General features: G+C 58.6%; 18 protein-coding genes. 15 read left to right on the forward strand and 3 right to left on the reverse strand.

Annotated features, from left to right (window positions below; genetic code table 11):
• Positions 1-50 precede the first annotated feature (50 nt).
• The 8 genes from PH558_RS31720 to PH558_RS31755 all read left to right on the forward strand — a co-directional run bounded on the left by PH558_RS31720 (position 51) and on the right by PH558_RS31755 (position 8,430).
• Positions 51-1,028, forward strand: coding sequence for an AAA family ATPase (locus tag PH558_RS31720; protein WP_285208236.1), 978 nt, complete (start codon positions 51-53; stop codon positions 1,026-1,028).
• Positions 1,025-1,984 (forward strand): DUF58 domain-containing protein, encoded by a 960-nt coding sequence (locus PH558_RS31725; protein ID WP_285208237.1) that lies wholly within the window; start codon positions 1,025-1,027, stop codon positions 1,982-1,984. The genes PH558_RS31720 and PH558_RS31725 overlap by 4 nt, the downstream gene beginning before the upstream one ends.
• Positions 1,984-2,508: a DUF4381 domain-containing protein gene (locus tag PH558_RS31730; protein WP_285208238.1), complete on the forward strand. Its 525-nt coding sequence runs from the start codon at positions 1,984-1,986 to the stop codon at positions 2,506-2,508. Before PH558_RS31725 ends, PH558_RS31730 begins: the two co-directional genes overlap by 1 nt.
• The gene (locus PH558_RS31735; protein ID WP_285208239.1) at positions 2,495-3,484 is read left to right on the forward strand and encodes a vWA domain-containing protein; all 990 of its coding nucleotides are present in this window, start codon (positions 2,495-2,497) and stop codon (positions 3,482-3,484) included. The genes PH558_RS31730 and PH558_RS31735 overlap by 14 nt, the downstream gene beginning before the upstream one ends.
• Complete coding sequence (locus PH558_RS31740) at positions 3,481-5,022, forward strand: vWA domain-containing protein (protein WP_285208240.1); 1,542 nt, start codon at positions 3,481-3,483, stop codon at positions 5,020-5,022. The genes PH558_RS31735 and PH558_RS31740 overlap by 4 nt, the downstream gene beginning before the upstream one ends.
• The gene (locus tag PH558_RS31745; RefSeq protein ID WP_285208241.1) at positions 5,019-6,320 is read left to right on the forward strand and encodes a BatD family protein; all 1,302 of its coding nucleotides are present in this window, start codon (positions 5,019-5,021) and stop codon (positions 6,318-6,320) included. The genes PH558_RS31740 and PH558_RS31745 overlap by 4 nt, the downstream gene beginning before the upstream one ends.
• A gap of 119 nt (positions 6,321-6,439) precedes the next feature.
• Positions 6,440-7,405 (forward strand): formylglycine-generating enzyme family protein, encoded by a 966-nt coding sequence (locus PH558_RS31750; protein ID WP_285208242.1) that lies wholly within the window; start codon positions 6,440-6,442, stop codon positions 7,403-7,405.
• A gap of 11 nt (positions 7,406-7,416) precedes the next feature.
• A complete protein-coding gene (locus tag PH558_RS31755) occupies positions 7,417-8,430 on the forward strand; it encodes an HAD family hydrolase (protein WP_285208243.1) in 1,014 nt (337 codons plus the stop codon).
• Between the two features lie 196 nt (positions 8,431-8,626).
• Here the strand turns inward: PH558_RS31755 and PH558_RS31760 are convergent, their stop codons facing one another.
• The 3 genes from PH558_RS31760 to PH558_RS31770 all read right to left on the reverse strand — a co-directional run bounded on the left by PH558_RS31760 (position 8,627) and on the right by PH558_RS31770 (position 11,837).
• Positions 8,627-9,607: a SphA family protein gene (locus tag PH558_RS31760; protein WP_285208244.1), complete on the reverse strand. Its 981-nt coding sequence runs from the start codon at positions 9,605-9,607 to the stop codon at positions 8,627-8,629.
• A 100-nt stretch (positions 9,608-9,707) separates the two neighbouring features.
• Positions 9,708-11,417, reverse strand: a complete 1,710-nt coding sequence (locus PH558_RS31765) for a tetratricopeptide repeat protein (protein ID WP_285208245.1) — start codon at positions 11,415-11,417, stop codon at positions 9,708-9,710.
• A 126-nt stretch (positions 11,418-11,543) separates the two neighbouring features.
• The gene (locus PH558_RS31770; protein ID WP_285208246.1) at positions 11,544-11,837 is read right to left on the reverse strand and encodes a hypothetical protein; all 294 of its coding nucleotides are present in this window, start codon (positions 11,835-11,837) and stop codon (positions 11,544-11,546) included.
• A 194-nt stretch (positions 11,838-12,031) separates the two neighbouring features.
• Between PH558_RS31770 and PH558_RS31775 the strand changes: the two genes are divergently transcribed.
• The 7 genes from PH558_RS31775 to PH558_RS31805 all read left to right on the forward strand — a co-directional run bounded on the left by PH558_RS31775 (position 12,032) and on the right by PH558_RS31805 (position 17,976).
• On the forward strand, positions 12,032-12,823 hold the full coding sequence (locus tag PH558_RS31775; protein WP_285208247.1) for a hypothetical protein: 792 nt from the start codon (positions 12,032-12,034) through the stop codon (positions 12,821-12,823).
• Entirely contained in the window at positions 12,820-14,757 is a 1,938-nt protein-coding gene (locus tag PH558_RS31780) for a mechanosensitive ion channel family protein (RefSeq protein ID WP_483314218.1), read from the forward strand. Before PH558_RS31775 ends, PH558_RS31780 begins: the two co-directional genes overlap by 4 nt.
• Positions 14,754-15,893, forward strand: coding sequence for a hypothetical protein (locus PH558_RS31785; RefSeq protein ID WP_285208248.1), 1,140 nt, complete (start codon positions 14,754-14,756; stop codon positions 15,891-15,893). The genes PH558_RS31780 and PH558_RS31785 overlap by 4 nt, the downstream gene beginning before the upstream one ends.
• 16 nt (positions 15,894-15,909) lie before the next feature.
• Positions 15,910-16,107, forward strand: coding sequence for a hypothetical protein (locus PH558_RS31790; RefSeq protein WP_285208249.1), 198 nt, complete (start codon positions 15,910-15,912; stop codon positions 16,105-16,107).
• Positions 16,108-16,196: 89 nt separating this feature from the next.
• Positions 16,197-16,445, forward strand: a complete 249-nt coding sequence (locus PH558_RS31795) for a DUF982 domain-containing protein (RefSeq protein ID WP_285208250.1) — start codon at positions 16,197-16,199, stop codon at positions 16,443-16,445.
• Between the two features lie 128 nt (positions 16,446-16,573).
• Complete coding sequence (locus tag PH558_RS31800) at positions 16,574-17,341, forward strand: DUF2092 domain-containing protein (RefSeq protein ID WP_285208251.1); 768 nt, start codon at positions 16,574-16,576, stop codon at positions 17,339-17,341.
• Positions 17,338-17,976 (forward strand): hypothetical protein, encoded by a 639-nt coding sequence (locus tag PH558_RS31805; RefSeq protein WP_285208252.1) that lies wholly within the window; start codon positions 17,338-17,340, stop codon positions 17,974-17,976. The genes PH558_RS31800 and PH558_RS31805 overlap by 4 nt, the downstream gene beginning before the upstream one ends.
• The last annotated feature ends 75 nt before the right edge of the window (positions 17,977-18,051 follow it).

Genomic DNA, 18,051 nt, shown 5'->3' on the forward strand with positions numbered 1-18,051 from the left:
GCGCCAATGTGCGCCCCGCTTTTTTCCTTCCAACACGAAAAGTCAGTTTTATGGCGGCACGTGACGATATTCTCGCGCTCGGCAAGCGCATCGGCCAGTCCATCATCGGGCAGGAAGCCATGGTGGAACGCCTATTGCTCGGCCTGCTTGCCAATGGTCATCTTCTCGTCGAGGGCCTGCCGGGTCTTGCCAAGACACGTGCAATCAAAAGCCTGGCAAAGAACCTCAATTCGGAGCTCTCGCGTGTCCAATTCACCCCGGACCTGCTGCCCGCCGATATCACGGGTTCGGAGATTTATTTTTCCGAGGGCGGCAAAGGCGAATTCAAGTTTCAGCAGGGGCCGATCTTTGCCAATCTGATCCTGGCCGACGAGATCAACCGCGCGCCTGCAAAGGTTCAGTCGGCGCTTCTGGAGGCCATGGAAGAACGTCAGGTCACGGTTGGCGGCAAGAGCTACAGGCTACCCGATCTCTTCATGGTCATGGCGACACAAAATCCGATCGAACAGGAAGGCACCTATCCACTTCCGGAAGCGCAGCTGGACCGCTTTCTGATGCATGTCGAGGTCGGCTATCCTGACGAGGCTTCGGAAGCCGCGATCATGCGCCTCAACCGGGATGAGGAAAATGCCGCCCATAGCAACAATGCGGCTGTCACGACGGAACGCCTCGATCCCAATGCAATCTTCGATGCCCGCAAGGAGATCGGCATGGTCACCGTCTCCGATCCCGTCGAGAAATACATGGTCGCACTGGTCTTTGCGACACGCTATCCGGACCGCTACGACAAGGACCTGGCAAAGCTGCTGCAGGTCGGCGTAAGCCCCCGTGGCATTATCGGCCTCGACAAGGTCGCGCGGTCGCGTGCCTGGCTCCAGGGTCGCGATTATGTGACCCCAGACGATGTCAAGGCCATTGTCAACGACGTATTTCGCCATCGCCTGATCCTCTCCTATGAGGCCCACGCCTCGGGCACAGGGGCCGATCAGGTGATCGACCGCGTCACGGATCTGGTGGCGGTCTCATGAGGCCCGTTAGCAGAGCCCTTGAAGGCGACAGGAGCCACGTCACGACCGCCAGGCTCGTCGCCCTCGAGAGTCAGGCTCGTGACTTGAGGTTCGTACAGCGTGCCAAGAGCCATCAACAACTCTCAGGGCGAATGCAATCCAGCCTTCGTGGGCGCGGCCTGATCTTCGAGGAGCTGCGTGAATATCTGTCTGGCGATGATATTCGCTCGATCGACTGGCGGGTGACGGCACGCACCGGAAGTCCCGTCGTCAGGGTCTATAGCGAGGAAAAGGAACGGCCGACGATCATAGTGGTCGATCAGCGCATCAACATGTTCTTCGGAAGCCGTCGGTCGATGAAGTCCGTCACGGCTGCGGAAGCAGCCATTCTCTGTGCCTGGCGGGTTCTTGGCTCGGGTGACCGTGTCGGCGGCCTCGTCTTCAACAACAGCGCAGTCAGCGAGATCAAGCCGCATCGCAGCCGCAATGCGGTCATTGCGCTTGCGGACGCGATCGCCGAGCAGAATATCAGGCTTTGCGCCTCCTCGCCGGATGAGCCCTCGCGATCAAGTCTCGACGACGTCCTCACTCGGCTTTCGACCGTCGTCCATCATGACCATCTGTTGATCATCATCAGCGACTTTGACGGCCACGGCGACCGCACACGCGATCTGCTTCTGAGGCTCTCCAGCCGCAACGATATCATCTGTCTGCTGGTCTACGATCCGTTTCTGTTGGAGTTGCCGAAACACGGCGAGATCGTCGTCAGTGGCGGCGAACTGCAGGCGCAGCTTGCGCTTGGCCAGAGTTCCGTGCGCAGCGCGATCGACGCATTTGCCCGCCGGCGCGGCAGGGAACTGCGCGCCTGGCAACGGGAACTTGGTCTGCCGATGCTACCCATTTCGGCAGCAGAAGAAACGGCGCCGCAGCTGCGCCGTCTGCTCGAACAGGCCAATTGGCGGCAACGGAGGCGATGATGGCGGAGGCAACGGCCAATCCAGACCAGATGGCAAGCGTCGCCTTGCGATCGCTGCATGATATTTCCATGCCGCAGCCGATTTCCTGGATGCCGCAAACCTGGGGCTGGGCCGTCGTTCTTGTCTGCATCCTTCTCCTTCTTGTTGCCTATGGCTTTCGCGCCTTTAGACGCTACCAGCGCAATGCCTATCGGCGCGAAGCGCTGGAACGGCTAAGAGTGATTGCAGAAACTATGCAGTCCCCGGCAACGCGCCGGCGAGGCATTGACGATCTGGCCGAGCTCGTCAAGCGTACGGCGCTTGCCGGCTGGAGGCGCGAACAGGTTGCATCCCTGACAGGCGCCGATTGGAATGCCTTCCTGGCATCAAGCGCGGATAATGGCGAAAGTGCTGCCCTCAAGCGCCTGTTCGACGACCTCGAATATCATGATCAGGCGCCCTTTCAGCGCTTGCCCTCTTCGGAGCTCACACAACTGGTACAGGACGCCAGATATTGGATCGAGCGGCATCATGTATCAGCTTGATCTGCCCTGGCTGCTTCTCCTTCTGCCTCTGCCGCTCATCGTGCGCTGGCTTTTTCCTCCGCATCAGGCCGCCTCGCCATCGGTCAGGCTGCCATTCTTTGAGGAAGTGGCAAAAGCTGCCGGCGTCACCCCCGCCCGTGGATCAATCGCACCGAGACGATCACGATCGCAGGTCATCATCGAAACGATTGCGTGGGGTCTGCTCATCCTTGCGCTTGCAAGACCGCAATTCGTCGAACCGCCCCTCGAGAAGCTGGAACCTCAGCGTGACATCCTTCTTGCTCTTGATCTGTCACAATCGATGGATACGCGGGATTTTCCGGGCGCCGACGGCAAGCCTGAAGCACGTGTCGATGCTGTCAGACGGACCGTATCCGATTTCATAGAAAAGCGCGGCAGTGACCGGATCGGATTGATCGCCTTCGGTGATGCCCCCTACCCGCTGGCACCCTTTACTATGGACCATTCCCTCGTGCGGACGCTGGTCACGAGCCTGCTTCCCGGGATCGCAGGCCCGCGGACCTCGCTTGGTGATTCACTCGGGCTTGCCATTCGCATGTTCGAAAAGACGCGCGTGCCTGAGAAAGTCCTGATCCTGTTGACGGATGGCAATGACACGGCAAGCAAAATGCCACCGTTGAAGGCGGCGGAGATCGCCAAGGTAAAGGGCATTATCGTCCACACGATCGGCATCGGCGATCCGAAGGCGACCGGCGAGGAGAAGCTCGACATTGCGACCTTGCAACAGATCGCGGCAAAGACCGGGGGGCGCTACTTTTTCGGCAGCGATCAGCCGTCGCTTAGCACGATCTACAACGTGCTCGATGCTATCACACCGCAAAACCAGAAGCGGCTGTCCTGGCGGCCACGTGTCGAACTGTTTCAGTGGCCGCTCGCCATGGCGTTTTCCCTCCTATCAGGGTGGTACCTGCTCACAGGGCTTGTTGGTTTCACCAGGCGGAGGGTGGCGGCATGATCTCAGACCTCCATTTTCTAAGGCCGTGGTGGCTGATGGCGCTGATCCTGCCGCCGGCGGTCATTTGGCTATCGGCGCAAACGTTGGATATCAGGCGACGCTGGAGCGGCCTGATTGCGCCCCATCTCCTCGACAGCCTGCTGGTCGAATCCGATCAACGCAGCAATCTTAGACCCGCCTGGTTGCTTGCGATTGTACTTGGTCTTTCCATCCTTGGGCTGGCCGGTCCGACCTGGCAGCGTGAGGCGCCGCCTTTCCTGGCCGATACTGCAGCATTGGTTATCGCCGTCGACCTTTCGCCGACCATGGATGCCGTTGATATAAGCCCGAGCCGGATCGAGCGGGCAAAACTGAAAATCCGCGATATTCTGGCGACACGACAAGGTGCGCGCACGGGCGTGGTCGCCTATGCCGGAACAGCGCATCTCGTCGTTCCGCTAACCGACGACAATGACTTGATCGAAACCTATACGGATGCGCTTGCAACCCGCATCATGCCGAAGCCAGGCAAAGATACGTCAGCTGCGCTCAATCTGGCCGACAGTTTAATGAAAGCGGAGGGCACGCCGGGCACCATCCTGCTCTTGACGGACGGGATCGAGGAGGGTGCGGACGCAGCCGCCAATCAGATCGACAGTAATCTGCTGGTACTTGGATTTGGAATCGGCGGCGCCATGAAGGCGGCAGTCAGCGATAGCTCTTCGCCCGATGCCGCAGAAGCGCCCCATTCCAGCCTCGACCTCGACGCTCTGCGGGACATGACCCGCAAGATGGGCGCAAAGGTCGCGACCATGACCGATAATGATGCGGATGTGCGTTGGATCGCTCTAAACATACAAGCGAATTTCATACGGCAGAATACTGTGAACGGTGATCGCTGGCGCGATTTCGGCTGGTGGTTTATGACGCCGGCGGTGATTGCATTTGCGCTCTCGTTTCGCCGCGGTTGGGTCGTGAAAGTGGCGGCTCTGGTATTAGCTATGCGTCTGATCGCACCGATCGACGTACAGGCTGCCGGTCTTGCGGACATGTGGCTAACTTCTGATCAACAGGGGCGCCTGGCCTTTGAGCGCGGACAGTTCGAGCGGGCGGCAAGCCTGTTTAGGGATCCGAACTGGAGAGGCGTCGCCCTCTATCGGGCCGGCCGCTATCAACAGGCATGGAAAGCCTTTGCGATGTCAGACACAGCGGATGCCTGGTACAATCAAGGTAATTGCCTGATTCACACGGGCGAGTTCGATGAGGCAATTGCGGCCTATCACAAGGCCCTGGAGAAGCGAAAGCCATGGCCGGAGGCTGAGGCAAATCTGGCTGTTGCCGAGCTCTTGAAAAAGAAGCAGCAAGAGGACGACGAGGAGGCACAGGAACCGAACGAAAAACCCGATAGCATTCAGTTCGACGACAAGGGCAAGCGCGGCAAGGCAGGTGTGATCAACATGGCCGAGCAGACTTCGGAGATGTGGATCAGGAACATCGCCGTAAGCCCGGCCGATCTGATGGCGCGAAAGTTTGCCCTCGAGGATCGGGGAGCGCCATGATGAGATGGTGGCTTTGCCTGTTGCTGTCGGTACCGACCGCTGCTATGGCCGCCGAACCGTTTGCTCGCGCGCGCATCGAAAATGCAAAGCCTATTGTAGCGGGCCAGCAGGTGCATCTGACCGTCGAGGTCCTTGCACCGAATTATTTCACCTCGCCGCCCCAATTTCCCCTGTTCGACCTGCCGGATGCCATGGTCACCCTTCCGGAGGAGCGAGCACGCACCGCGGTGCAATCGATCGACGGCACGCAATATTCCATGATCGCCCATACCTATGTGATCGTTCCGCAGTCTCCCGGGACCTTCGATGTCCCGCCAATACGAATAGAACTCGGTTATTTTGGAGATAGCGCACCGGTCGAAGCGGTGGCAGCAACGCAGCCAGTTTCCTTTGATGTTGCAGCCGGCACGAATGGTGCGGACGGAAGTACGCCCGCCGAGTTTGCGGCCCGTGACCTTGAGATCACTGAGACGTTCGACCGTGATCCCGCTCGGTTGCAGACCGGGGATACGCTTGTGCGGACAATCTCGATTACCGCCGCCGACACGCAGTCGTTGCTAATGCCGCCTGTCGACTTCGGTTTGGTCGACGGGCTTCGCCAATATTTAAGGCAACCAGTGCTTACCGATAATGTCGCTCAGGGTAGGCGTACGGTGAGCCGCCGAACAGAAACCATCGCCTATACCTTAACAGCGGCCGGGAGCTTCGCGCTTCCAAAGATCGATTATCCCTGGTTTGACCTCGACGCCCACGAGCCAGCCGTCGCCGCGCTACCGGCGCGGACAATCATTGTCTCGAAGGCGCCTGCCGTTGCTGGAATCACGCCGGCTTTTCCCGATCGTGAAACGCATGAGAGCTTTGAAGAACGGCGCGCCGTCGCCATTCGGATTCTTGGCACCCTGTTATTGATTGGTCTCGTTTGGCGCGCACGTGAGCTTCCGGAAAAAATAGCTAGGACCGCCAGAAATGCCCTCACGCGCCTATCGCAGTCGCGCCGCTACCGACTCCGACAATTGAAGAGGACTATTGACTCGGCCGAACTCTGCAATGTCTATGCCGCACTTCAGCAATGGAGCAGGTCGGAGGGCTATCATACGCTGCATGCATGGGCTAGCGCCCATCAGTCGGAACTGCCCGGCCATATACAGGCGCTTGAGGCCAGGCTCTTTGGCGACAAGCCCGATTATGTCGATCGAAAACGCATTGCAGCGCTTGTCGCAAGAGGAGAGAAGCAACGCTTGGTGCGAGCGTCAAGCCGACACCTTCACGCACTCAATCCGATCTCAAAGCCGCGCTAACGCTATAATGCAGCGCTTCTACGGTGGGCTTACGTAAACGTTGCCGCGATTTACTGTTGCGTACTTACGCGCAGACATTGGGCTGAGCAAACATGGCCTCTCATCAACCGGAGGCGACGATGTCACTGGCGTTCGACTGCGCGGAACAGGAAGGGACGGCCCCTGCCGGCATGATATGGATACCGGGACAAACCTACAGGATGGGATCAAACGATCATTATCCCGAGGAAGCACCGGCGCATCTGGTTAAGGTGGATGGATTCTGGATCGACGAGACACCGGTCACAAATCGGCGCTTCATGCAATTCGTCCAGGAAACCGGCTATGTGACGATGGCGGAAAAAGCCCCGGACCCGAGGGACTATCCGGGCGCTCTGCCGTCGATGTTGCGAGCAGGCTCGCTCGTTTTTTCGCAACCAAGGACGATTAACGGTCCAGATATCCGGCAATGGTGGACATTCAAGTTCGGAGCCAACTGGCGCCGCCCGCTTGGCGGTATGAGCGATCTTCGGGGTAAACTCGATCACCCCGTTGTCCATGTCGCCTGGACGGATGCGAAAGCCTATGCCGATTGGGCAGGACTGGAGCTGCCGACGGAAGCCGAATGGGAGCTGGCCGCCCGCGGCGGATTGTCCGACATGGAATTTGCCTGGGGCGAGGAGTTGCGGCCGGAAGGCAAATCCATGGCCAATATCTGGCAGGGAACCTTTCCAACCCATTCGACCAAGCCCAAGGGTCAGGAACGCACCACGCCGGTACGGTCCTTCCCGGTCAACGGCTACGGTCTCTATGACATGATCGGCAATGTCTGGGAATGGACGGCGGACTATTGGAGCACCCACCATCCGGAACCTGCGGCGCATTCCTGCTGCATTCCGAGCAATCCAAGGGGCGGAGCCGTCGAGGCCAGCTACGACCCTCGACAACCGAACATCAAAATTGCGCGCCGCGTATTGAAGGGCGGCTCGCATTTGTGCGCCCCGAACTATTGCCGCCGCTACCGCCCCGCCGCCCGGCATGCCGAACCGGAAGACACCTCCACGAGCCATGTCGGCTTTCGATGCGTGAGACGAATTAAAGCATAAGGAGAACTGCGATGAACAGAGCTCATGATAAAATCGAGGCGGCTCTCGCCTCCTTGATCGCGGGACTGGCCTTGCTCCTGATTGGCGTCCTCCCCGCTCTGGCGCAGGAGCCATTGGCATCATGGAACGACACGGCGGCCAAATCGCGCATCATCGATTTCGTCAAGGCGACCGTTACGCAAGGCGGTGAAGGCTATGTTGCGCCAGAGGACCGGATCGCGGTCTTCGACAATGACGGAACACTCTGGACCGAGCAGCCTTATTATGTGCAGTTCGGCTTCATGCTCGACCGCGTCAAGACGCTCGCGCCACAGCACCCGGAATGGAAGACGAAGGAACCGTTCAAAAGCATTCTGAATAGCGACCTGAAGGGGTTGGCAAAAGGCGGAGAGATGGGGATCGTCGAATTGGCCACAGCAACGCATGCCGGCATGACGACCGATCAATTCAGCAAGATAGTCACGGACTGGTTTGTCAAAGCGACCCATCCGAAGACCGGCAAGCCCTATACGGACATGACCTATCTGCCGATGCGTGAACTCCTGGACTATTTACGCGCCAATGGTTTCAAGACCTATATCGTGTCTGGCGGCGGCGTCGAATTCATGCGGCCGGTAACGGAACGCCTCTACGGCATTCCGCCCGAGCAGGTCGTCGGCAGCACCATCGCCACCGAATATGCGATCGTTGGCGATGTGCCGGTTCTCAAACGTCTGCCCAAGATCGATTTCGTGGATGATGGCCGAGGCAAACCCTCCGGCATCAACAAGTTCATCGGCCGCAAGCCGATCTTCGTGGCCGGCAATTCCGATGGCGATTATGAAATGCTGCGCTGGGTCACGGCGGCCAAGGGGCCGGGTTTTGCCATGCTCATCCACCACACCGATGCTGACCGGGAATATGCCTATGACCGGCAATCAGCCTTCGGCAAGCTCGACAAGGCTCTCGATGAAGCGGAACGCCGCAATTGGCTTGTGGTCGACATGAAGAAGGACTGGAAGAAGGTATTTACCTTCGAGCAATGACGTTAAGATCGCCGATTTTACCAAAATCCGCAACGCATGGGCTTCTTGACGTAACGATATTTATCGCTGTGCCAGGAAGCCATTTTGCAACCTACCAGGGCCGCCTATCTTTGACTTAGGAATTCAAGCCACGCAGATCGGGCGGCAATCTCTCGCCCACCTGCTCGAGGATCGGCATCCACGGATTTAAGGTCGCCTATTGTGCGGCCACCGGCTTGGTAATGGATAGCGGTACGGAGAAGGTGACATAGACTGCGTCACCCCCGGCGCGGTTTTTCGTATCAAACTCGTGGAAGTATTTTAGGCGGGTCGACACTGGCGTTTCGCCGACCTTGAAATTCCAGCCGATCGTCGCGCCAATTGCCAGCGAACGTCCCTTGAAGCTGCCGAGAGTGGCCCCTTCTCCGCTATCGCCGGTCACTTGCTGATAGTAGTAGCCAACCAAGCCGGCGTCGAACTGTTCGTTGAAGTGCTTTACCGCGGCCCACTCAAAATGAAACTCGTTTCCGGTCCGATAATTCGTTGCGGGATTTTCGGCATTGAAGGTCATCCCGACCGTTCCTGAGAGATCAAGGTTTATCGAAGGATCGAACCAGGTCAAAGATGCTGATACGTCCGCGCCCCAATGATGAAACGCAACGTTGGAGATTTCGCCGTCTTGATAGTCGCCGATCGGCACGTTGACCATAACACCAGTCTGCCAATGGAAGTTGCCGCTTTCCCAACCCAGCAAGCCACTGATAACAGGATCGCCAACCGTGAAGACCGTGTCGGTCACGTTGCCACCAAGGGTGCGCCCACGAGGACCTGTCAAGGTCACGTCCGCCGATGTCTTCATCCAGCCGACCGGCAACGTAACCGACAAACCAAATCGCCCTCCTGCGACATCTTCCGGAAGTATCCACAAAATGGTCGGCAGCTCGAAGACCGCGTCGCCCCTGACACCGACGGCAACCTTACCGCCGACCGGCAGGGATTTGCCCCCACCCAGATCGCCTGAGTAGATATAGATATCATTCTGATAATAGACACCCGGCGGCGGCGTGATCCCCGCGGCGGGACCTTTGGATCCGAGCAGATAGAAGCCAGTCCCATTTTCCGCTGCGTGAATCGCGGAACCCGATAGCAACAAGGAAATGCTCGCAGCCAGCAGGCGGGTCATATGATGCGACTTCATGCGTTTCCCCTCGAACACATTTACAAATCTCTACGATTGACGGCAGGATGGGGCGCACCAGAATTCCGTACAAGTACGCAACCGTAAATGCAGGCGTAAGTTACGGCCGGCTGTTGCCGGCCACAGCGGCAAAATTGGCGCCGGCCTTGGAAAGTCCGTTTTCGAGATCCGCCACGATCTGGGGCTGCATTCGAGCGGCTGCCATTCGCTGATGAAAAAGGCGCTCGAAATCGCGATCACGCCCCTCGGCATCATCGAGACGCGCACTGGCATCCGGCGCGCCGAGCTGGCCCAAAGCTGCCGCTCTAACGGCACGAACCATAAAGTCGGTGCAGTTGACCTGCTCCGCAAGCAACGATGCTTCCGACCAGTTACCGTTTCGATAGGCGTCGAGCGCAAGCACCAACGTCGCATCGCGGGGCGGTGCATCGCTCTCGTTGCTGGCCGTCCGCGCCAAATCCACGCCTGCCTTCCAATAGCCTGACGAGAATAGCACGAGCCCCATGGATGCCGCGACCTCGGGACTATGAGGGTTGAGCGAGATCGCCCGATTGCCCGCCTCAATGGCAGCGTCAGCCCTGCCATCGAGGAAATGTACCGTCATTAAGGCCGTCTGGGCCCGATCGGACAATGGCGCAAGCGAGGTTGCCCGTTTCGCAAGCGCGAGCGCGCGAGCACGCGTAGCAGCATCGATCGGGTGGCCGCGTGGCGATAACAGGACGCGGGCTAGAAGAGCATTCGCGTCGGGATCATCAGGCACCCGCACTAGTGTGCGTTCCAAGCAGTCGGCGGCTGCGGCAGCGTCGAGGCTTCCGCCCTCGTCCAAAGCGAACTCCGCCCGAAGCACGCACGCATTACCGAGCGCCCCCTTGGGACTGTGCTGCATTTCGATGGTGTTGACGATGCCTCGGGTCGCTGCAATTCGCCTTGCCAATATGCCAGCCATGTCCTCCTGGACCGCGGCAACACTTCGACCATTGGCCTCCACCCGCTCGACCCCCGACTTCAGCAGGTCGCCGGAACTACGGTCGACAATTTGCCACCAGACGCTTCGATCATCGCTATCGCCGTAGTATTTGATCTCGACATCGTAGCTGCGTTCGGTGCCACCCTTCCGCACGGCAGCGAAGGTTGGTTTTGCCACCACAACTGTCTGAAACTGCGTGAGCGCAGCAAGCAACATGTCCCGCGCGAGGCCAGCTTCGCCAACCATGTCGGGCGAGGCGGCCAACATTGTTACAGTCAGTGTCGGTTTGGTCGTTATCGCCGGCGACAGGCGCAGAAGGCCAGCCGCCGCAAGCAGGCCAAGTATCGCCAGTGCTGCTCCTGCGACCGCGATCCAATAGCGGCGGCGCTTTACTGGCGTGATCGCAAACTCCAGCCCCGACGCCTTCGTCGGACGGACAAGCTCGTTTGTGATAGCAAGGGTCCGATATTCTCGAACCAGCGGCGTTTTGAGAAACAGCGTTAGATAGCTACCCTTCGGAATATGTATCGATACGCCCAGCTCCGCGCCGAATACGCTGTAATAGCTTTCAAGACTGGTGCGCAGGCGGCTGATTTCGATTCGAACGATGGGGTCATTTGCAGCATCGAACCCGCTTGGTCGGCCCAAGACGTCAAGGGCAATGGAATAGGCCTTCACACCCTCTTCACATCCTGCGAGCCGGCGTTCGGCTAGATAACGGAGAATGTCGCGCTGCCGATCGGACACGCGAAACCTGTCGTCACCGAGCAACCGCTCAAGCTCAAGTCTCGCGCTGTCGAGGGAGGCTTCCCGCTCTCCGATCTCGTGCGATTTGCTACCCATATCCCCAGCCGCCACATACGTAAATACTAATGTAGGACTATTGTATCTATAACTATATAATGGATGGTTGCAATACAAATTGCGAACAAAACCAATGCGGGCTAAACCTGCCCAGAGGCAAACGTTTCAATTTGAAACGTCTGATCCGCTTTGAAGAATATGTTGGATGATGTCTGCTTCGATGTCACGACAGACGGCCTCGTATTCTTCAACCAGACGATTGCCCTTACCCTCCCGCTGAAATCGCTCCAGCGCATGGCTTGCTTCCTCGTACGCTTCAAAAAGATCGTCGAACTGCCTGCTCCTTGCGGCAAGTATCTGAAGCCGTCCCCTTAACGCCGGCAGCTTGAGCATGAGTCGCCATAGACCGCGCTGTGCCGTTTTGCTCGCATGACCGGCTTCGCTGTCGCGCTTATCCATCGTAACGACGACCTTCCCCAAGGAGGTTTTCGATCGACTATGAGATCTTGTGCCGGAAAAGGTAAGTACGTTACCGTAAATACCTTGCCATGGACGCCGCAACGGCATCGTTTACACGAAGATTTACCGTTGCGTACTCGCGCGCCCGCGGCGAACATGACTTCATGGCGGCAGCTGATGTGGAGGCTGCTCGGATGAAGACTTGGATTGCAATCATATGTGTTCTTTCGGCGGGGACTGCGGCTGCTCAGGAGCATACCGATGTCAACGAAGCCAACAATCCTCTGACACCGAAAATTACGATCAACTTGCAGGATTACTACATACCGAGCTTTGCCGATACGCCTGGCGATCCGAAAGCAAACCAGTTTCTCCTGCGCGGCCTTGTGCCGTCGGATCTCGGCGGGCTTCCGCAATTGTTCAGGTTCACGCTGCCCGTTGCAACGTCTCCAGATACACCGAGCGGCTATGTCACTGGCCTTGGCGATCTCACCTTGATGGATATCTTCGTCCTACCGAAAAAGGGCGAAATAACCTTTGGCGGCGGGCCGCTCGTCGTATTGCCGACGGCAACCGACACCCAACTCGGCAATGGAAAGTGGCAGGCAGGCGCGGCCGGCATCGTCGTCGCCCCACAGGATTGGGGACTGCTGGCGGGACTGGTGACCTATCAAGCCTCATTTGCGGGCAAGGAGGATCGTGAAGACGTCAATCTCCTGACCTTCCAGCCGATCGTGAATTTCAATCTGAAAGACGGCTGGTACCTGCGTTCTTCGGCGACCTGGAATTTCAATCTGGAAAACGGCAGCAGCTACATCCCGGTCGGCTTCGGCGCCGGCAAGGTCATCCCGCTTCAAAACGGCGCGACGATGAACGCTTTCATCGAGCCGCAATATACCGTTTGGAACGATGGTCCGGGGGCGCCACGCTGGCAGATTTTCGCGGGTCTGAATTTTCAGTTCCCGATTAGAAAGCCATCGCAATGAGCTGGCTGCCGGTCCGCGCGTTCCTCAATGTCGGTGCCAATATGGAAGCCGCTGCAGGCCCGGCCCAGCAACAGAAGATCGATGATCTCGTCAAGCTCCTTCAAGACCCCGACATTCGCAGCTGGCTGACGACACAGCCAGCGAAAGCGCCCGCTCCCCAATCTCCCGGTGTGCCGTCCACCGGAGGCTTGGCGGGTTGGGAGGCTTCCACCAGAGCCCATATCAATGAGATCATCTCCGCTATTCCCTCGGTACCGTCGGAACTTCTCTCTGCCTTCCTGCGGGTACGCCAGGATGCGATCGCACATGGCTTCGCACCCGTTTTCCTGATCTTTGCCGGCCTTGTCGCATTTGGCCTCGCCGCCGAGTGGCTGTATAGAAGTGTCCGCTCGTCAAGCGATGGACTGATGGCGCGGCTTGCCCCTATCGGCGTATTCGCCTTAGGCATCGCCATCATCTTCTTTGCCGTTGATTGGCCACCCCTCGCCCGTCTCGTCCTTCTTGCCTATCTTAGTGGCTTCGTCGTCTTTCGCATCTGTTCGACGCTGATCGGCTTTGCAGCTTCCCAACCCTCGCTTCGCCTGCGAGGCCGCATTCTTATGGCGGTCCTGTCTTTCGCTATTGCCAGTGCTGCTTTGGCACGTCCGCTCGGCGTCGCTGAGACCGTCGCCGATGCAACCTCGATCGGCTTCTCCATCATCGCACTGGTAGTAGCGATCGAAGCCACTTGGACCTCATGGCAGCGCCCGAAAAATTCAAAGGCGGCCTTGACGCTCCTGCTTGTTGTTGTCTGGGGCCTGTGGGCATTCGGTCTCAAAACCCTGTTCTGGCTTGGCCTTTATATCGTAGCGCTGCCTGTCCTTTTGTTAGGCGTCGGCCGTGCTGCTGAAAGCGTGGTCCGCAGCGAAGCCTCGGAAGTGAGGCGTGTGCTCGTCGTTCGCGGCGCCCGAGCGCTCGTCATCGCGGCAGCTGCGGGCTGGCTTGCCATCGTCTGGCAATTGAACCCGGAAGGGCTGGGCCACGGCAATCCCGCTGTCACCGCAATTTTTTACGGGCTCCTGAAAAGCGTCCTGATCCTCCTCCTTGCCGATCTGGTTTGGCAGCTCGCGAAGAACTGGATCGATCGCAAGCTGGTCGCGCCGTCGAATACATCGGCCCTTGCCCCGGCCGATGCGGCCCGCCAGGCGCGTTTCCGCACCCTGCTGCCAATCCTGCGCAACGCGCTTGCCGTGGCGGTCATCGTGATGGCTAGTCTAATCATCCTATCCGAGTTCGGCGTACAGATCGCTCCGTTGATCGCCGGTGCCGGAATATTCGGCGTCGCCCTCGGCTTCGGCTCGCAAACGCTGGTCAAGGATATCATTAGCGGCGTCTTCTACATGTTCGATGACGCCTTCCGGGTCGGCGAATATATCCAGGCGAAAAACTACAAGGGCACCGTCGAAGGGTTCAGCCTGCGCTCCGTAAGATTGCGCCATCATCGAGGTCCGGTCTTCACCGTCCCGTTTGGCGAACTCGGCGCCGTCGAAAACATGAGCCGCGACTGGGTAATCGACAAATTTCGTGTGTCTGTCGGTTTCGATACGGATGTCGAGAAAGCCCGCAAGCTTACCAAGCAAATCGGCGCGGATCTAAAGCAGGATCCGGAGTTGGGACCCCTGTTCATCGAGCCACTGAAGCTGAAGGGCGTCGAGGAGTTCAGCGACTACGGCATGGTGCTGAGCTTCGGGATGATGACCGTGCCCGGAATGCAGACCTACATCCGCCGCAAGGCCTACCTGAAAATCCGCGAAGCCTTTAAGGCGAACGGCATCGAATTTGCACAGCCGACGGTGAACGTTGGCGGCGATGACAGGGGCAGCAGTGCTGCCGGACACGCTTCGTTGCTCGCGCAGAAGGCCAAAGTATCAGCGACGGCGGAGGGCAACACTTGAGCCATGACGACGATGATAGCAGGATCCGCATCATGCATGGCGGCCCCTACTACCGGCTGGTCTCGCGGATGGGGATACGCAAGCGCGGCTGGAGAGCCTTTGTACTTGCGACATTGACGGCGATCGTACCACTTCTGATGCTGCTTTCGACCGGCGGCGCCTATCTTGCAGGCGTGTTCCTGCGGGATTGGGGAGCCTGGGCGAAATTCCTGATCGCGCCCGTGCTGCTAACATTGGCGGAAAAGCCGATCGCGTTCGCGATTGATGAATGCACCAACCTGCTGTTTCGGGTGCCGTTGATCGCAACCATATCGAATACGGAGGCGACGAAAGCCGTCGAAAACGCGAGAAAGCGTTCGACATCCGGTATCGCAGAGGCGGTATGCCTGTTGGTCGCCCTGGCAGCCTCGACAGCAAATGCCTCGAATTTCTTGAGCGGCGGCGCGCCGCCATGGGCAACGTCGCAAAGTTCGCTCACCGTTGCCGGCATATGGTGTCTGCTGGTCAGCAACACGATCTACTGGTTTCTTCTCAGCAGGCTCGCTTGGAAGCATCTCGTCTGGGCGAGCTTTCTTGCCGATATCTCGGAGTGCCGCCTACGGCTGGTGGTCACACATCCCGATGGTCACGCAGGTCTTGGCTTTCTCGGCCTTTATCCCACCGGCTACAGCCTCTTCACCCTCGCTGTCAGCTGTGTGGCCGCTGCATCAATCGGTCACGTCATGCAACACGAAAGCATGACCGCAACCTTCTTCACCACGATCTGCGCAGGATGGCTCACGGTCGTGACGCTCTACTATGCGCTTCCGCTCGTCGGCCTTGCAGCCCGAATCACGCAGCTGAAGAAGAAAGCGGTCCTTGCAGCGATGATCAGGACGACGAACTATGAACGCTGGAATGAGCGAACTATTCTTGGCGCCAACATGTGCAACGACGAGAAAGACGAGCAATTCGTCGACGTTCATGATGCCAAGCCAATTTGGGTGGCGTCGACGAACATGTCGAGCTTTCTCATTAATCGTGGCAACCTTTGGCCGCTTCTTTTGCCTGCGCTTTTGCCGCTGCTTGCGGCAGGCGCTTCCTTCCTGCCGTATTCTCAACTTGGTCCCATGGTGAAGCGGCTATTGCTTCTTTGAGAGAAGGTCTCATCCGATGTGGTTTCCCATTGTCGTTCGCGTGCCGTTTGCGATTGCCGGTATCATCTCCGGATGGTTCTTCGCGGAAAGTACCCTGCGATACGACATGGTCCAGCTGGCGATCTCGCTGCTGATGCTCGCCGCATCCATCGCCTGCGTGATCTATGGACCGAGAATCCTCAGAGGCTTGCGTTTCAGAAAAGATAAAAGCTGATAAAGGCGTCATCCGACTTCATGTCGCTGCAACTTTCCATGGCTGTCTCTCGTACGATCTTGGAGAGTGGTATCGAAAGGAAGCGGGACATGTATGACGCAAAGTGGCGAACCCCTGTGGCCATCGATCTGCCGCACCCACACGGACGTCAGGTAATCACCACGGTTCGAGAAGCCGCCGATTGCCTCATGGACATCTGGCCTGAGCCGGATCACAATCCCGAGCGCGACGACGCTCTTCGTATCTGCCTTGAAGTCTTCGAGGGCAATGCCAGTCCCGACGATGCGAGAGACGCTTTCCTCGCCGCCGCAAGATCAGCGGGACTTTCGACATCGTAGCATGATGACAACCGTGCAACTACGTATGCGTTTACGTCTGTGTTTACCGTTGCGTACTTCCTTGACGTTACACCGAACGCCTAGCCTTACCTTGTCCCGATCCATGCGGGAGAAAGGAAGGCAATGCGATGCTTCATTTGAAACGGTCGCGCCTCTTGCTCGCGACAATAGTACTGCTCATTGCTGCAAACGGCATGAGCGCGCAGGAGCAGCATGCAAAGGAGCCGCGAATCGAGCCGGAATCCATCGAGGCCCTCAAGAAGATGGGCGAGCATCTGCAAGCGCTGCAGACTTTCAGCCTGAAGGCGACAACGACGGCGGACGTGATTCTCGAGACCGACCAGAAGCTCGAAATTGGCGGCACAGCGACCTATGAGGTCAAAAGACCCGACCACCTGCGCATCGATCTCGCGACTGACGTCGTTCACGGCGAACTCGTCTACGACGGCAAGACGCTTATCTACGCGTCGCCTGACAAGAACGTCTACGCTCAGGTATCAGCGCCGCCCACCATCAAGGACACGCTGGAGCAGGCCGCCCAGAAATATCATCTGACATTCCCGCTGGCGGATCTTTTCTCCTGGGGAACGCCCGACGCGCCGATCAACCTGATCCGCGAGGGCTTCTTCGTCGGGCATGCCAATATCAATGGTAAGGAAACCAATCACTGGGCGTATCGGGGGCCGGATCAGGACGCGGAAATCTGGATCGCCACGCAAGGCGCCCCCCTTCCCCTGAAAATTTCCCTTGTTGACCGCGAAGATCTCACCCGGCCGAGGATCACCTCGATTCTCGAATGGACGGAAAACGCGACGATCCCGGAGGATACGTTCGCCTACAAGCCGGCCGAAGGCGCTCAAAAAATCAAGTTCCTCGGCGAGGAGGACAAGAAATGAAAAAGCCCGGCATCTTTCTATCCGCACTTCTCGTCACGGCTCTTGTTGCGCCTCACATCGCGGAAGCGAGAGGCGGCTTTGGCGGCCGGATGCCCCGCATGAATTTTGGCGGCGGCGGTTTTCATGGCGGCTTTCATCCCGGCGGCGGGGGTTTTCGCGGCTTCAACGCGCCTGCGCATTTCCAGCCGCGCTTCCACCCAGCGGTGGCGCCCCATCCCGCTCATGGGCCGAGGCCACACCCGGCACCTCATCCGACCCCACATCCCGCTCCACACCCGAATCCGTCCGGGCTGCACCCTCACCCGCCGACGCCAACACCCCATCCGAACCCGCATCCGGGGCCTCATCCCTATCCCGGCCCAGGCCCGATTCCTCCTGGGCCGCACCCCGGACCGTATGGGCCGGTTCCACCACCGGCGGGGCCCTATTGGCCGGGATATTGGGGGCCCGCACCCGCAGCGGTATGGGGAGCGGCAACGGCAATCGCCGTTGGAACCGTGATCGCAACGCTTCCGCCTGCCTGCACCGCAGTCGTCGTGAAGGGCATCTCCTATCAGGACTGCGGCGGGAACTGGTTCGAACCGCAATATAGCGGCCACGCCGTTGTCTATGTCGCGGTGAAGGACCCGAGATAGAGGAAAGGCGAAGCCGTTCGGAGCGGCAATCAACATAGGAAATACTCGTTTATGTGAATGCCGACGGCAAGGGAC

The sequence above is a fragment of the Rhizobium pantanalense genome (genome assembly GCF_030182525.1).
In the GTDB taxonomy this organism is placed as follows: Bacteria; Pseudomonadota; Alphaproteobacteria; order Rhizobiales; family Rhizobiaceae; genus Rhizobium.

Bases quoted from the DNA above. Each gene is read 5' to 3' on its own strand.
- PH558_RS31735 (WP_285208239.1), top strand. From the start codon at position 2,495: ATGTATCAGCTTGATCTGCCCTGGCTGCTTCTCCTTCTGCCTCTGCCG.
- PH558_RS31780 (WP_483314218.1), top strand. From the start codon at position 12,820: ATGAGCTGGCTGCCGGTCCGCGCGTTCCTCAATGTCGGTGCCAATATG.
- PH558_RS31745 (WP_285208241.1), top strand. From the start codon at position 5,019: ATGATGAGATGGTGGCTTTGCCTGTTGCTGTCGGTACCGACCGCTGCT.
- PH558_RS31770 (WP_285208246.1), bottom strand. From the start codon at position 11,837: ATGGATAAGCGCGACAGCGAAGCCGGTCATGCGAGCAAAACGGCACAG.
- PH558_RS31760 (WP_285208244.1), bottom strand. From the start codon at position 9,607: ATGAAGTCGCATCATATGACCCGCCTGCTGGCTGCGAGCATTTCCTTG.
- PH558_RS31720 (WP_285208236.1), top strand. From the start codon at position 51: ATGGCGGCACGTGACGATATTCTCGCGCTCGGCAAGCGCATCGGCCAG.
- PH558_RS31740 (WP_285208240.1), top strand. From the start codon at position 3,481: ATGATCTCAGACCTCCATTTTCTAAGGCCGTGGTGGCTGATGGCGCTG.
- PH558_RS31765 (WP_285208245.1), bottom strand. From the start codon at position 11,417: ATGGGTAGCAAATCGCACGAGATCGGAGAGCGGGAAGCCTCCCTCGAC.
- PH558_RS31725 (WP_285208237.1), top strand. From the start codon at position 1,025: ATGAGGCCCGTTAGCAGAGCCCTTGAAGGCGACAGGAGCCACGTCACG.
- PH558_RS31775 (WP_285208247.1), top strand. From the start codon at position 12,032: ATGAAGACTTGGATTGCAATCATATGTGTTCTTTCGGCGGGGACTGCG.
- PH558_RS31805 (WP_285208252.1), top strand. From the start codon at position 17,338: ATGAAAAAGCCCGGCATCTTTCTATCCGCACTTCTCGTCACGGCTCTT.
- PH558_RS31750 (WP_285208242.1), top strand. From the start codon at position 6,440: ATGTCACTGGCGTTCGACTGCGCGGAACAGGAAGGGACGGCCCCTGCC.
- PH558_RS31730 (WP_285208238.1), top strand. From the start codon at position 1,984: ATGGCGGAGGCAACGGCCAATCCAGACCAGATGGCAAGCGTCGCCTTG.
- PH558_RS31795 (WP_285208250.1), top strand. From the start codon at position 16,197: ATGTATGACGCAAAGTGGCGAACCCCTGTGGCCATCGATCTGCCGCAC.
- PH558_RS31790 (WP_285208249.1), top strand. From the start codon at position 15,910: ATGTGGTTTCCCATTGTCGTTCGCGTGCCGTTTGCGATTGCCGGTATC.
- PH558_RS31800 (WP_285208251.1), top strand. From the start codon at position 16,574: ATGCTTCATTTGAAACGGTCGCGCCTCTTGCTCGCGACAATAGTACTG.
- PH558_RS31755 (WP_285208243.1), top strand. From the start codon at position 7,417: ATGAACAGAGCTCATGATAAAATCGAGGCGGCTCTCGCCTCCTTGATC.